Source organism: Pseudoalteromonas sp. CO342X (genome assembly GCF_004208915.1).
Classification (GTDB): Bacteria; Pseudomonadota; Gammaproteobacteria; order Enterobacterales; family Alteromonadaceae; genus Pseudoalteromonas; species Pseudoalteromonas maricaloris.
Window position 1 is genome coordinate 385966 of the sequence record NZ_SGPH01000040.1, and the last position, 15357, is coordinate 401322.

9 protein-coding genes are annotated in these 15357 nt (G+C 42.6%); 2 read left to right on the plus strand and 7 right to left on the minus strand.

What is annotated here, in order from left to right; genetic code table 11:
- Positions 1-50: 50 nt before the first annotated feature.
- Positions 51-1973 carry a sensor histidine kinase gene (locus tag EXT47_RS20600; RefSeq protein ID WP_240701643.1) on the minus strand — a complete coding sequence of 641 codons (1923 nt, stop codon included), beginning with the start codon at positions 1971-1973 and terminating at the stop codon, positions 51-53.
- Between the two features lie 316 nt (positions 1974-2289).
- Here EXT47_RS20600 and EXT47_RS20605 point away from each other — a divergent pair, with 316 nt between their 5' ends.
- Both EXT47_RS20605 and EXT47_RS20610 read left to right on the plus strand, forming a co-directional pair.
- Positions 2290-3429 (plus strand): Na/Pi symporter, encoded by a 1140-nt coding sequence (locus EXT47_RS20605; protein WP_130127453.1) that lies wholly within the window; start codon positions 2290-2292, stop codon positions 3427-3429.
- Positions 3430-3565: 136 nt separating this feature from the next.
- Entirely contained in the window at positions 3566-4045 is a 480-nt protein-coding gene (locus EXT47_RS20610) for a hypothetical protein (RefSeq protein WP_130127454.1), read from the plus strand.
- 3 nt (positions 4046-4048) lie between these two features.
- Here EXT47_RS20610 and EXT47_RS20615 read toward each other — a convergent pair whose 3' ends face one another.
- The 6 genes from EXT47_RS20615 to EXT47_RS20640 all read right to left on the minus strand — a co-directional run bounded on the left by EXT47_RS20615 (position 4049) and on the right by EXT47_RS20640 (position 15180).
- The gene (locus tag EXT47_RS20615; protein WP_130127455.1) at positions 4049-5212 is read right to left on the minus strand and encodes an anhydro-N-acetylmuramic acid kinase; all 1164 of its coding nucleotides are present in this window, start codon (positions 5210-5212) and stop codon (positions 4049-4051) included.
- The gene (locus EXT47_RS20620; protein ID WP_130127456.1) at positions 5213-7147 is read right to left on the minus strand and encodes an ATP-dependent DNA helicase RecQ; all 1935 of its coding nucleotides are present in this window, start codon (positions 7145-7147) and stop codon (positions 5213-5215) included.
- On the minus strand, positions 7144-7905 hold the full coding sequence (locus EXT47_RS20625; RefSeq protein ID WP_039495328.1) for an ABC transporter substrate-binding protein: 762 nt from the start codon (positions 7903-7905) through the stop codon (positions 7144-7146). Before EXT47_RS20625 ends, EXT47_RS20620 begins: the two co-directional genes overlap by 4 nt.
- A gap of 166 nt (positions 7906-8071) precedes the next feature.
- Positions 8072-10540, minus strand: coding sequence for a glycosyl hydrolase family 18 protein (locus EXT47_RS20630; RefSeq protein WP_130127457.1), 2469 nt, complete (start codon positions 10538-10540; stop codon positions 8072-8074).
- 52 nt (positions 10541-10592) lie between these two features.
- Complete coding sequence (locus tag EXT47_RS20635) at positions 10593-12020, minus strand: lytic polysaccharide monooxygenase (protein WP_130127458.1); 1428 nt, start codon at positions 12018-12020, stop codon at positions 10593-10595.
- A 46-nt stretch (positions 12021-12066) separates the two neighbouring features.
- Positions 12067-15180, minus strand: coding sequence for a glycosyl hydrolase family 18 protein (locus tag EXT47_RS20640; RefSeq protein WP_130127459.1), 3114 nt, complete (start codon positions 15178-15180; stop codon positions 12067-12069).
- Positions 15181-15357 lie beyond the last annotated feature (177 nt).

The window sequence follows — 15357 nt, forward strand, 5'->3', positions numbered from 1 at the left end:
ATACCGCGACGAAATAATAAAACGTGAGCGCGAAAACACACTGTTGTATATCAGTTAAAAGCAGGCACTTTAGTTAACGGAAGCTTGATCTCCATGTTCAATCCGCCTAATAGACTATTAAAGGATTCAATTTGTCCACAGTGAGCTTCTACCACTTTTTTGCACATCGCAAGGCCCATCCCCTTGGATTTTCCCGAATTGGTCCTCGCAGATTGTGATTTGTAAAGCGGGTCAAATAGCTGTTGGTGCGCCTCATAGGATAGCGGAGTGCCTGAGTCTTCAATGCGAATGATTAGATTGCTGTCTACGCTAAAGAAACTCATCTTTACTTGGACCTTATCTCCTCCATGCTTAATCGCATTACCTAAGATCTCGAGAACGCAGTTAGTTATCGCGTCTAGGTCGATGGTTATCTTTTCTGTACCAGATATTTGATAGTTAACCTCTAATTGCTCCTTATTATCCTTAAATAAACCCGCGGCCTGAGTATGTACTTGATTTACAAGCTTGCAGATCGTGAAGTCTCTTAGATTAAGCATTGTTGCTAACTTTTCATTGTCAGTGACTAGCATCAATTGATTAATAAAGTGATTTAGCTCGTCAATTTTATCCATGAGCTTGCCGTAGCTTTCCTGAACATTCTCTACAATATTGTATTGTAGAGATTCAACTTGTACTTTCATCACCGTTAAGGGGGTGCGCAGCTCATGAGAGAGATCGGTAAATAAACGTTGCTCTTTCTTTTCTAACGCCTGCTGGTTTTGACGGTTGAACTGCTTTTCTGTTTGTACTGTATTCGAGAGTGCATTCACCTGAGTTTGTAGCGTTGATAGCAGATTATTTTGGGCTGACTTATTTTGTTGCGCAAGTGCCAGCGTAAATAACATGACCTCTATTAAGTAGCCAAACTTAATCGCGCTTGATATATGATAAACATTGATAAAACCCGCATACATTGTCCCACCGATAGCAATGAAATTTACAAAGATGACATGGTTTAGCAGGCTGAGGGAAAAAGTGATAGAACCAGGAGCACTCTGTTTCAAAGACCAATAGCTGGTATAAAGAAATAGCGGGATGATACTCAAGCTTAATACTAAGTTGTAGTGAACCGATTTTGAATAGATTGCTACTGGGATAAGCATTAGGTAAGCCGCTAAAAATCCATTATATAAAAGGTGTAAGGTTTTATTTCTATGCTTTAATTGCAGAAATTGTTTGATGAAAAGAAGATGAAACACAGGTACAAAAGTCATCAAACAAGCTGAAAATAAGGTGGCAAATTTGCCTTGTGAAGGCCAAAAATATTGAAATGTGAGCCCTGACATATCCAACACAATAAGCAAAAACAATAGCGTCCAAATACAATAATAAGCGTTGGTCGCGTTGGCATTAAAGTAGAAGTTAACCAATACAATAACAAATACGGCTGCTATGATCCCGCTAAGTGCAGCATTGGTAACCGTACTGGTAAGAACATTACTGTTTAGCTCATTATCATTTATTAACCTAAGGTCAGCGGGGGCATTCGCAAAAGTCTGATAGCGGACAATAAGACTTGCCCCTCCTAAGTGTTCTTTTGATATTGGTAGATATAATTGCGGTGCTTCTACTTCCCTAATATTAAACGCGGTATTCAGGGTGTGCTGCGTTAAAAATGAGACCTCGCTGTTGTTAACCAAAGCAACACTTAGCCAAGGCAATCTAGCAAAACCAAATGCGATGTAATTTCTGCCCTTGGATATAAGCATATTTGGGGTGATCAACGCCCACTGATAAGACTCATTCTTTAGCTCAGGTGCTTGGCTTGAAAGTATCTCTGCAATAGATTGGCTTTCGCGCTCATTTATCCCGAGCGTTGAAGATAATTGCGCAGCATCGACTTCTCCAAAATGGATTGTTAATGGTTCACTTACTCTATGCTCGGCACTAGGCGTAAAGTCAACTGCACCAGCCGCCATAGAAAAAAGCATAAAAATTAACGAGAAAAGTCTTAACATAGTGATATAAGGCACAATAATTATAGTTAAATCCTACTTTTAAATAGTGAAGCAAATGTGGATCAAATTTGGAGAGGTAAACAAATGTAAATGCATCACATAACTAATAATCAGTAAAAACAGCATATTACTACTATTAGTTACCACTGTTTCAAAAAATGCGATGAGAAAATGAGCATACGTGTCGAGTTACATAAAACTGAAATATAACTGTAACAATTGGGTGGTTAAATGCGCGGCTGAAATAAAAGTGTAATGAATGAACATTACTTACTCTAAGAGCGAAACTATGGTTAATCAATCTCAGACTTCAGCATCAGCTAAGCTTTTTAACTGGCTGTCAATCGTATTACTTGTTTACTTAGTCTTAGTCGCAGTTGGCACTGTGAGTGGCGGTTTTAAATTGGCCTCAGGTGGAAGTGAAGGCGCGAAGGAAATCTTCGCATTTGCAACCAATCCAATCGTCGCCCTACTCTTAGGGGCTTTAGCAACTGCATTGGTGCAGTCCTCTTCAACGGTGACTTCTGTTATTGTTGGCCTCGTTGCTGGTGGATTACCTATTAGTATCGCAATTCCTATGGTGATGGGCGCAAATATTGGTACGACTATTACCAACACGCTCGTTTCTATCGGCCACATTCGTAGTAAAGAAGAGTTTAGAAGAGCGTTTGCCGCATCCACCGTACATGACTTCTTTAACTTATTAGCCGTTGCTATTTTCCTTCCTTTGGAAATCATGTTTGGCATTTTAGAGAAACTTGCGTCAGGACTAGCCCATGTATTTGTTGGTGATGCTGACTTATCGTTAAAAAGTTACAACTTTATCAAACCACTAGTGAAACCAGCGGTTAGCGTGGTAAAAGATGGTGTTAGCTTCTTAGATTCTACGGCAGCAGGTATTGCCATGGTTGTTATCGGTATCATGATGATCCTGTTCGCTGTTACCTACTTAGGTAAATTACTCAAAAAGGCGTTAGTAGGTAAAGCGAAAGAATTATTACATAGTGCGATAGGCCGAGGCCCTGTTGTAGGTATAAGCTCAGGCGCGTTAGTTACGGTAATGGTACAATCGTCTTCGACAACAACAAGCTTGATGATCCCACTTGCTGGCAGCGGCGTATTTACCACTCGTCAGATATATCCGTTCACTTTAGGTGCAAATATCGGCACTACAATTACCGCTTTGTTAGCGGCAACATCTATTACAGGTCCGGCAGCAGAAGTCGCATTAACGATTGCACTTGTACATGTTATGTTTAACGTTTTTGCGGTAGCACTTATTTACGGGTTACCACTGCTGAGAGAAATCCCACTTCGTCTAGCTGAGAAGTTAGCTGAGATTGGTGCGCAGAATAAACCAGCAGCTTTGGCTTACGTATTAGGTTCGTTCTTTGTATTTCCGGGACTCATTATGCTCGCAGTACGATAAATAAAACGAACAAAGAATGCATTTAAAGCTCGGTATTGCCGAGCTTTAACTTTTTTAGCCTTAGGGCGATAAGTCATAATTCTGTAATCTAGCTTTGAGATAATTAACATTGTCTTGTAAATAACGAAAGAAAGTAATGAGTAGCAAACCTGGTATTTTTAGTTTTAATGCAGCACAGATCACAAGTTCTATGAGGGGACAGTACCGTGCTGTTCAACCCTATGAGAAACTTAGTCTGCAACCAGGTGAGCAAGGACTTTCTTTGGTGATAGAGTTGCCAATGGATGCGCGTATTGATGACCGAGTTAACGTTGTACTAACAAAGCACGGCGAGCGAAATGCGAAGTGCGAGGTCTGTTTGGTGGTTGATCCGGAGTCTTATCTCACTAAGATTGTAGAAATCAAAGTAAAGCAATCGCTTGATGCAGGTCCTTACTTTATGCAATTGAATCTAGTGGGACTCCACGATTACCTAAAGAATGCGGCTGAGTTTGATATCATTTTGAATGAACGAATTATCGTAAGCGAGCCTGTATCTGAAGCGGTTACAACTCAGACTACGGGCTTTAAACGTATTTTTAACTCGGCGGTCAGCGCTGTATTATCCGTTTTTTAGCGACTATGTTGGTAATGAAATCTTACCCATAGAAAAAGGCAGCGCATCGCTACCACCTGATACGGTTTCATTCGCAAGTAGGGCAAATAAAGCAGCCTCTTTGGCATCAGGGTTGATACCTAGTTGTGAGAAATCCTTGATTAAAACACGGTTATTCAAATGGCTTTCAATTCGCGCCATTAAAAACACATTATGAATTCCACCTCCGCTAACATATAGCTCTAATTCAGTTGTACCAAGCTCGTTCACCGCATTTGCGACTGTGATAGCTGTGAATTCGGTCAGTGTCGTGATGATATCTTCATGATTATAATCTTTTCCGTCCAATGCATGATGCACGAAGGTTTGATTGAATAACTCTTGTCCAGTTGATTTTGGAAGTGGCATATCAAAGAATTCGTGTGACAGTAAGGCTTCAAGAAATGGCAATTGAATTTTTCCACTTGACGCAATCTCACCATTTTCATCAAACGGCAGCCCTAATACGTGGCGACAATATTGGTCTACTAATGTGTTTCCTGGACCGAGGTCACTACTCATACTCTGCGTAAGTGTACAGTTTTTTGGCAAATAAGTAAGGTTTGAAATACCGCCAATATTGAGTAAAACCCTATCGATACTTGTGTGCGAATATAGCAAATAGTCACCATATTGCACGAGAGGGGCTCCCTCATATCCTTTGGCGATATGCTTTTGTCTAAAGTCTGCGATGGTGATGATGTTCGTTTTTGCCGCAATAATATCGCCGTCAACGATCTGCAATGTGCTATTTAATTTTTCAACGTCTGCAAAGGCTTGTTTTGGACAATGGTAAAGTGTTTGTCCATGACTCGCTATTAAATCAACAGTGTCTGCTGCGACTTGCCATTCTTTCAAAGCATTATTGATTAGACTTGCGTACAACTCGCCGAGCCACGCATTTAATTGACATAATGTTTTAAGATTTACCTGAGATTTAGACGCATGCTCACCGAGAAGCTGCTTTTGCGAAGGGTTGTATTCTATCGTGGTAAATTGTTCGACCGTTAGCTGTGTACTTTTCCCGGCACCTTCAATTTTACATAACGCAATATCTAATCCATCCAATGACGTACCGCTCATTAGTCCGACTATATATTTGGTCTTTTTTTCCGCGATCGTGGCGAGTTTAATAATATCTGTTTTCATTTATAATGCGCGCTCCATGATCACTGCTTTTACCTGTTCATACTTTACACCGGACAAGCTGCCAAATCCTTCAAGTTGTCTGAATTTATATTTAGTAAAATAGGGGCAATTTAAGCCTAGCAAAAACAACGTTTTGAGGTGAGTAGAAAAATTTACGCCGCGTTGCGATGCAAACTGCGAAGCGTCTCTTAAAATATTTCGTGTTGTTTCAATATCTAATTCGTGGCTCTCTTGTGCATTGACGATCAAATGCTTACCGCCGCAGACCCCGCAGTGGCCGCATTGTTCTGGTGCGTGCATATCGCCGAAGTAGCTGGCAAGCGCTTTGTGATAGCATGAAGTTAGCTGGAAAAATTTGAGTAAATGTCTAAGCCGTGCAAGTTCGCCTTGCTCTTTAATTTGTGATTGCTGGTAGAAAGACTCAACTAGTTCATTAATGTTAACTTGTTGGATAGGCTTTGAATAAACCGACGTATATTTAGCGACTTTTACGTCAATCAGTTGTTGGTTTTGCAAATACTCAACGACTTCTTGGGCTTTAGCTTGTGGGATGTTTTGCTCGCTTAATGCTTGATGTGAAAGTAATCCCCATTTCTTTTTGAATTCAAAACACGAGAATAGCTGAGTCAAAAACAGTTGCCGCTCAGGCGAGTACTTGGCTAATATTTTATCTTTGTCTTGGCTGAATGCGATGCTTAGTTCCGCAAAATAGCTGTAGTTTACTTGTAAGTAACCTTGCAGTTCGAGCTGGACAATAAGTGTTTTTAGTACCAATTGATTAATATTGGTTTTATAGGCGAGATCGTATTCATTGAGGTGATAATCTGTAGCTGGATCACCGAAAAGTTCATTAAAAAGCAGCGTTAATGACTCTCGCTCTAATGCACTGGCATAAACGAAGTTCTCTAATGTGGCAATTTTTTCATTATTAATTAAAGCAACGCAATGTGCATTCTCGCCATCTCTGCCTGCCCTACCCACCTCTTGGCTATATCCCTCAATAGATTTTGGCATATCATAATGTAGTACCCAGCGAACATCGGGTTTGTCTACACCCATACCAAATGCAATGGTAGCTACAACGATAAGATTAGCTTTCGCTAGAAAATCTGCTTGAATTTGGGCCTTTTTCTCGCTCTGCAATGATGCATGAAAAGCTTCTGCAGGAAAGCCACAAGCAGTTATCATTTTTGCTACTTCTTCTGCTTGCTTTTGCTGCGTGACATAAACGATACCAGCGCCTTTTGCCTTTTTTAAAAAGGCGAGTAAATATTCGTCTTTTTGAGATTCGCTAATATGCGCCGCACTTAAGAATAGATTCTTCCTGTAAAATCCCGTTCTAATGATATTTTGATCGGATACATCGAATTTACCCGCCATATCGCGTGCAACTTTATTTGTTGCTGTCGCGGTGAGTAATAGCACTTGGTTGATACCAAGTTCATGGCGATATTTGGCCACTTTTAGGTAATCTGGCCTGAAATTATGTCCCCACTCAGAAATACAATGCGCCTCATCAATGACAAGAAAAGAGATATTGCTTTGTGATAACAAGGTACGTGCTTTTTGGCTATTAAGCCGCTCGACTGATATAAAGAGGACTTTAAGTGCATTGTCTCGCACCGCATTTTCTATGCGCAACGTTTCCTCTTTGCTTTGAGTACTGTCAAGACAAGCAGTCGCAACGCCTTTACTTTGTAGGTAATCTCGTTGCTCGTGCATTAGTGCTAATAGTGGTGAAACGACTAAGCACATCCCTTGCTTCAATATTGCTGGTAACTGATAACACAACGACTTGCCTGCACCAGTTGCAAAAATAGCGATTGCACTTTGGCCTTGAAGTATAGATTCAATGACTTCCGATTGCCCCGAGCGAAGTGTCGTATGTCCAAATGTACTTTGTAGTGTTTGAAAGAGTTGCTGCTGTTGAGTCATCCTGAATCTTTTCTATATTTTTCTGAGATATTCGCTATTGTGCCATTTAAATTGGTGATTGCTTCATTAACGCGCTCAATGTCACTACGCTTAAATGCATGACGTCCAAGCATAAAATGTATAGCGTTATCGTTAACTACATAAGGGTGTAGCTGAATGCTTTGGTAGCCTAGCTTGTTGATATAGTAGTAGCCTGCGTCCTCATCTTCAATCAGAAAATCGACGCGGTTTTTAGCCACCATTTCTATTCGTCTGTCTAAGCTCGCGATTTCAAACAACCGCCGGTCGTACCAATCGATTTTTTTTATTTGTTTCACTTCCTCACCGTAGTAGGCTCCAGGATTGGCCGTGAATGTATAGCCTGCAGAAAACAACTCGATTAAGTTGCTATCGAGATCTATTTCCTTGTTAGCAAACAAGCGCATTTTTTCACGCCGATATGGCGAGGAGAAGTAAGCGATTTTTGCTCTATCAACGCTAAAACTTGCGGATGGCAGGACATCAATTAAGCCCTTTTCTAGCTCAGTGATCCCACGAGCCGATGAAGGAAGCTGAATGAACTCGATACAAAACCCTGCTCGTTCAAAAACTGCTCTAGTGATATCTACGTCTATGCCGTAAGGACGAGTGCCATACATAACAAAAGGCGGCCAGCTAGAGCCAATGCCGATTTTTAGGGATGGCTGATCCGCGCAGTCGGACGCGTAGCTTTTTGGAAAAACTAAAACGAATAATAAAACGGATAGACGAATAAGCACTGCCAGAACTTATGACTCTTTTATGAAGTTCATTATGTCATTATGAAAGACCAAGCAGAAAAAGAAAGAAGAAATTGGTGATAAAAGCCAGATAATGGGTAACTTTATGTTTATGTGAATAAAAAATGAGCTTGACTGGCAAGCTCATTAATTGGGGATGGTTAGATTAGTTAGTTACTGCCTTCCATACATCAGCGGTTCCAGGTTCTTCACCTTGAGTCCACCATTTTGCTTCAAAGACATTGCCGTTATGAATTACTCGGTCGCCACCGACATATACTGTAGAGCGATCCCAAGTCGGGTATTGGGCGCCACCGTCTTTAATCGTAACATTAAATGTTGTATCAACAGCGTTCACCCCGTCTGATACGGTAACAGTTACTGGGACGGTTGTGTCGACAGTGACATTTGCAGCAGTAATAGTCGCTGAGCTACCATTTGCTACTACGCTCAGCTCGGCTGGTGCACTCCAGCTATAGCTAAGCGCTGCGCCTTCAGGGTCAGTTGCTGACACATTGACAGTAGCCGAGGCCCCTTCATTAACCGAAATATCTGAAACCGGTGTAACGACAGGCGCTGCATTTGCACCTTCTGGGTTTACAACAACAACGATTGTTTTGGTTGTTGATAACACGCCATCATTGACCGTTACAGTCAAGTCGTAGCTTGTCTGTTGATTGACTGAAGGCGCGGTTACAGCGACAGCTGCGGTGTTGTTAGCAGATAAAGCCAAACCAGGCGCAGCAACCCATGAATAGGTTAATGGATCATTGTCTAAATCGCTTGCTTGCGCATCGACATTCACAACCTGACCTGAGGTCACATTGATTGGTCCAGAAACTCCGATAGAAGGTGCACGATTAGGGATCTCACCTGCTGTAAGGCCATCATACATTGCATTGAGAATGTCGCCATTATCAGCGTCAATTTCCCAACCAAATAAACCAGCCAGTTGATGAGTGTTTGCATACTGACCTTTTGCGATAACGCTGCGTGGGCTATCGTAAGTGATGAGTTTACCGTTACTTCTGTTCCAAACATATGCTGCTTGTGCTTGCTCATCGTAGCCTACTTCATAACCATTAACACCTGAACCACCTTGGCCTACAGCGTTCGCTGCAATTGCTTTATAATCCATAATGCCTGGTTCCCACACGCCTTCAGAGGTGGAACCTGTCAATGGGCCATTGCCCGGCGCCGTCATCGGATTACCAGGAATGGTTGCATTTGCATCTAGCACACCTTCCCAGCCGCGGCCGTACATTGCAACGCCCATAACGAGCTTAGAGGGCTGCACACCTTGTTGAAGTAGCAATTGAATTGCATGGTCGCCAGTATATGCCGGGCCTTTGCGTGGCACACCATTGCCGTCAACGCCTGTCCCGTTACATTCATCAGTACTGAGATGAGAGCCACAGTAGATACCGGTTTGATGACCCGTTTCATTGTTCCAAGCGCCATAGAAGTCATAGGTCATCGCAAAGATATAGTCCATATACTGCTGAGCAGCTTGGTAATCTACATCTTCAATCTTGTCATAACCTGCACCTATTGCAGAAGTGAGCTCATATTGACGGCCGGTTTCAGCTTCTAATTCATCTAGCATTGCGCGAAGCTCTTGCATTAGCGCCACATAGGCTGGACCGTCGTTAATTGGATCGCCTAAGTCTGGATTTGGACCATCACCACCTGGGAATTCCCAGTCGATATCTACACCGTCATAAAATTTCCACGTTTTAAGGAATTGTTTTACAGACGCAACGAAAGTGTCGCGGTTTGCTTTATTTGTAAAGCCATGGAACGGATCAGATAGCGTCCAACCACCCACTGAAGGCAGAATTTTAAGGTCTGGATAACGTTGTTTTAGCGCCATTAATTGAGAATATACACCGCGAATAGGATCTTTTGCATCCACCCCTGGCATAGACTTTTGCACTGCAGCCCAAGGGTCGTGAATGACGACTTCATAATCTTGAGAGTCAGCACATGCAGTTTGAAGCGCTCTCCAACTATTACCATTTTCGATGGATTTTAGCGACTCGTTAGGTCCGCAAATCGGAATAAAGCCATATAAAATGTGCGATAGGTTATGAGCTGGGATCTTAGTTACGTCGTAATTACGGCCATAAATGCCCCATTCAACGAAATAAGCACCCGTTACACGGCCTGGTATTGTACCGTTATTACGGTTGTTCGGATCTACATTCATAGGAAGTGGCGCTAGATGTGCACCGTCAGTGTCGGCAATGACGATTTCTTTCCCTGCGCTTCTTGCACATACGGTACCTTCACACAGTTCTAAATAAAGCTGATGGCGACCCGATTTAGTGTAGGGGAATTGTACTACTCCGCTTTTAGTACCAGCTGCAAGCGTACCTTGGTTTACGAGTAGATCATCAAAATATACTTTATAGTTATCACCGCCAGAGCCACTCCAAGCATTCCATTTGATGCTAATATCGACAACATCTTTGGCTTTTACCAGTTGCTTGTATGAGCCAAGCCCATCCACGTTAACTTCTACGAACGAATACTGTTGTGGCTGCCAATCTAATGTTGGTGTAGAAGGGGCTGCAAGTGCCCCGCCACTCAGTAAGGCAAGTCCTATATAGCTGGTTATTTTATTAAGTTTCATATCTTCAACCTTATTGTAGTTACATGTTGTACCCAATTAATTTGGGTTTTCTTTAAATTGCTTTCCAAACATCGGATGCGCCGGGCTCTTCTCCCTGAGTCCACCACTTGGCCTCATACACCTTCTGTTGATGCGTTACTCTGTCGCCTGCGACATAGGTAGTTGTACTATTCCAAGCTGGGTATTGATTATTGGTGCTATCTTGAACGGTAATTGAGAAACTTACGGTCGTGCTTGCTTTGCCATCGGTGACATTAAGTTCAGCCTGAAAGGTTTGATCAGCCGTCACTTCAGGTGTTGAGATGGAAATCGTGTCACCTTCGCCACTAAAGCTAAGCGGTGCAGGAATACTCCAAATGAATGTCAGCGGGTCATTTTGGTCGTCAAACGCATGAGCATGCACTGTCGCTTGGCTATTTTCTGCGATGCTTTGGTTAGAAATTGGATTCACCGTAGGAGCGGTGTTGTCACCCCCTTTTACAACGCTAAGATTGCTGGTGTAAGCGGCATGCGGCAAAAATACTTCGTTTGCTAATAAGGCGTTTGCATCAAACGCAATTGAACCGTCCGATTGCTTAACACCAATGTTGACCTTATTTCCGTAATTGCTATTAAGATAAAGAGCTAACTCAGCTTGCCATGTTGATGCATTAGTGGAGGTTACATTCAAGTTATGGCTAATTAATTCATTTCCAGATTGATCAAACGTCCTAAACCACACGCTATCACCGGCTTTAGCATCTTGCCCTTGCTTTAAGAAATAGCCGCTGCTCACCCATTCTGGAGGCGTGCCTGTTGAGGTTATTGTGATATCAGAGCAATTGTAAAATCCCTCTCCTGCGACATCAAATCGCTGCCAACGGGTATATAAAACTGCATTGCCCTCACGGCCTTGCGGTATATCTATTTCCATTTTATAGAAGCGTTTACCTTCAGGATCCACAACGAAATCAATATTGCCAAATTCATTAATAAGCTCTAAATCACTCCAAGTCAGAGGAGATGTATCGCCATCGTAGTTTGGCTTTGACAGGAAAAACTGCCAAAAACTGGGATTATGAGGTGTTGTCGCCCTAAAGCTAATGGCAAGTTTATTTTGAGCGTTTGGCTCTACAACTGTACGCTGCCAGTGTGGTGAAACAACACTCATGCCACTTTTGTTTGAGTCACCAGCTGAGCAAAGCGTACCATCGGGGATATTCGCTTTTACTGCCTCTAGGTTATTGTAGTCAGCGGTATTGGTCGAAAATTCATGCTCTTGCACAAACTGAAAATGGCCTGAGTCTAGAAAAGCTGCTCGACACGCTAAATTTGGGATATTTGAGCCATCATCCGGCCACCAATAACCTCCTTGCGCTTGGCAGATCGCTTGCCTTGCTTTGGGAAAGTCCATAAAGCCATGAGCTGAAACTGCGCTTGAAAGCAAAGCTGAGGTTGCGCCAAAAAGACCAAGCGCATATTTACGGTGTAAACTATTCATGCTTATTCGCCTTTTATAAAGGGGAGCAAAGCTCCCCATTTATTATTTACAAGTTGCAAACCTTGGTATAGTCGCTACTGACTGATGGTTGCTTATTGCTCCACCATTTCGCTTCATACACCGCGTTTCCTTCAACAATTAAATCACCTTGAGCTGCATGTGTGCCCTGTGGCAAGTTCGGGTAAACCACAATTTGACTGATAGGTGTACCTTTACAGCTAGTTACCGGATCTGTAGGCCCTGTACCAGGTGTTGCGATTGGTAGGTCGTTATATTCGCTGGTAAATGCGTAGCGATTACCGTCTTTCTCAACCACAAAGTTAACAGGACCAGAAATCGGCATGTAGTACATGACTTGGGCATTGATGGTTTCACCAGGAGCAAAAGACTTAGGCGTTCCACCCCACTCGTTCACAAGCGTGATTGAGAATCGGTGGAATTCGTTTTCGAAGCCGCCAATATTATTACCCGCAGCATTTGAGCCATTTACGTCCACTGCCATACCAAGCTTTTCTTGTGCATTCCAGTTAGATTTGAAAATTGCCGATGTTGCAACAGGAACATCAAACGAAATTTTTGCGCCACTCAAATCTATCGCTGAGTTGTTGGTAAAGGCAAAAGTTGGTGCAATTGGATAGTTAGCATCTCCGGCTGGGAAATCTTTAGCAACGAATGTGACATCAACTGCAGAAGCTGGTTTTACAAAGGTCTTATTTCCTTGTTTAACAGAGTATGGTGTGCCACTTTGGTTAAACTTGTTGTAGGCTAAGCTTGTTAGCGATGAACCCATGAAATATTCATTTTTGCTTACATCATAATCGAAGTCACCAGCAAGCTCCCAGAACATGATTCCGCCTAGTTCTTGGTTGATGACATAGTCGACTTTCGCAGCCATTGACTCTTCATCTTCAATGGATAAGAAAACATTCTTACTGGCATTCCAGAGCCAAGGAGCAACCGCTACTGAATCATAATGGCGGGCATAGGTACCGCTAATCTGATGCTCTGGGTTGTTAACTGGATCTAGTCCATAATCACTTAGGTAACTTCCTAACACGCCATTTTGAAGGTTTTTAACATGCCAAAGCGGATTAGAACCTGCGGGTACTTCTAAGCCAACATCGTTCTTGTCGTGCCACAAGTTATCGATACCCACAGCACCATTACCACACTTGTTCTTTTCACCGCTGCCAGTCCCCGGAGGACAATCAGCTTGGTTAGGTAATGCAGCTTGCCCCCAAAGGCCATTTGTACCACCCGTTACATCTCTAAAACCACGAGTATAATAAGGGATACCGATGTTGATGCGCCCAGCAGAGACAGAGCCTCTAAAATATTTGACCGCCCAATCAGTGTTTAGGTAACCAATACCTTCAAACTCTTTAGTGCCGTAAACATTCCACTGTTTTAGCTCGGAATCTTCGCCGGTGTCGAATAGCGATGCGTTATGACCAACGTGCTGGTTCCACGCTCCATGTAAGTCATAAGACATGATATTGACGTAGTCTAGATACTTGGTGACTTGGAATGTCTCCATACCACGTAGAAGGTAACCAGAAGACGGTGATGCGATCGTCAATAGATAGTGTGTATTGTCTTGCTGACCTGCTTGATCTAATGCTTCTCTTAGCTTTTTCATTAACACTTGATAAGAAGCATTCAATGCTGCTCGACGCGGGTTTGATATCGCAAAATCATCCGGGTGACCAGAGTCATTCATAGAAGATGGATATTCATAGTCGATATCGACACCATCAAAGTTGTATTTACGGATAAATTCAACTGAACTTGCTACAAACGCGTCAATACCAGCGTGATTCACGCTGCCATCTGCATTGGTCGTCATCGTATAGAAGCCGCCGCTGGCAACTCGCTTACCTGTTTCGTCAAAGTAGCCACCGGTTTCTGCCCAACCGCCGACTGAGATCAAGGTTTTAACATCAGGATGCTGTTTCTTAAATTTGTTCAGCAAGTTAAAGTGACCGGTATAGGGAAGAGATGGATCCATCTCTGCACCAGCAACCCCCGGCCAAGTCATATTCGTCGCTGCATTGTTAGGAGCTGTTGGATTACCTATTGAAACCTTGTTATTGGCATCAACGTGCGCGAAAGCGTAATTGATATGGGTGATCTTATCCCATGGAATATCATCAACTAAATAGCTCGGTTGACCATTCTTACCTGTCCTCCAACTGGTGAAGTAACCGATGACGCGTCTTGGGTGATCGGTGCCCATTTTTTCTCGACCGCTTTCATCATAAATATCACAGTAATTAGGCGATGTATTTGGAGTCTGATAAAGACCATGCGGAACACAGCTGTTTACAACTGGCGGTGTTTCAACCACATTTGCGTTGAGTATGCTCTCTGCTGTCGCACCGGTATTATCTTCAACAACAAGCTTTAATGTTACTGTGCCCAGTTGCGTTGGTGTCCAAGTGTGCTGTGCCGGTGCTGTTGTGCTCTCAAATGCGACTTGGTCGTTGATAAGCAGTGTTAGTTTTGCGATTGAGCCGTCTGGATCTGAACCATCAAGAACGATGTCTACAGGTTGATTAATAACCAGGTTATTACCTCCGCCTAACGAAAGATTTGCTGTAGGTAACTGATTTCCTGTCGTATTAACGATAACATTAGTTATTAATGTGTTGGACACAGCTTGCTTGTCATCTGTTGCAACAACTGAAATTGCGTGTGTTCCAGCGGTTGCTGACCAGTTAAATGAAAAATTATCACCTGTCGCTGTGGTATCAATACCAACAGACGTGCCATCTACAAAAAACTCTACCTGCGTTACTTGGCCATCGCTATCTGTTGCATTTACAGAAATGGCAACGCTGTCATTTTCGTTAAAAGCGCTGCCGTCAGCTGGGAGTAAGCTTTGTACTGTAGGTGGTGTGTTGGTGACAACGCTGTCACAGTCGCCCAATTTTTTCCAATCATCCCATTGTCCGGAATGGGTAACAGGATCAGCCTGAGTCCACCACTTTGCTTCAAAAGCTTGTTGCGATTTTTGTACTTGAGCACCACCATTATATGCCGAATTTTGTGACCATTCAGGTAAACCATCACAATTATAAGCGTATGAGTTAGCGCAGAAAATGGCTCCGAGGATCGAAGCCATTTGCGATAATTTAAGGGTCTTTACATGTTGTTTCATAGTTTGGTTCTCCAACCATTTATTGTATTTGGTTAACAATAACAACATAAACCTAACACATAAAATCAATATGGCAACAACATTTTTCTCTAGCTGGTAACGTTAACGTAAGCGTAAATTGAGCCATGTTTTTCATCAAAATGTAACACTAAATTATTGATTCATATGCTTAGTTTT

What these genes read in the sequence shown, in the direction of transcription:
- EXT47_RS20620 (WP_130127456.1), bottom strand. Translation starts at nt 7,147, where the DNA reads ATGACTCAACAGCAGCAACTCTTTCAAACACTACAAAGTACATTTGGA.
- EXT47_RS20605 (WP_130127453.1), top strand. Translation starts at nt 2,290, where the DNA reads ATGGTTAATCAATCTCAGACTTCAGCATCAGCTAAGCTTTTTAACTGG.
- EXT47_RS20640 (WP_130127459.1), bottom strand. Translation starts at nt 15,180, where the DNA reads ATGAAACAACATGTAAAGACCCTTAAATTATCGCAAATGGCTTCGATC.
- EXT47_RS20630 (WP_130127457.1), bottom strand. Translation starts at nt 10,540, where the DNA reads ATGAAACTTAATAAAATAACCAGCTATATAGGACTTGCCTTACTGAGT.
- EXT47_RS20610 (WP_130127454.1), top strand. Translation starts at nt 3,566, where the DNA reads ATGAGTAGCAAACCTGGTATTTTTAGTTTTAATGCAGCACAGATCACA.
- EXT47_RS20635 (WP_130127458.1), bottom strand. Translation starts at nt 12,020, where the DNA reads ATGAATAGTTTACACCGTAAATATGCGCTTGGTCTTTTTGGCGCAACC.
- EXT47_RS20615 (WP_130127455.1), bottom strand. Translation starts at nt 5,212, where the DNA reads ATGAAAACAGATATTATTAAACTCGCCACGATCGCGGAAAAAAAGACC.
- EXT47_RS20600 (WP_240701643.1), bottom strand. Translation starts at nt 1,973, where the DNA reads ATGCTTTTTTCTATGGCGGCTGGTGCAGTTGACTTTACGCCTAGTGCC.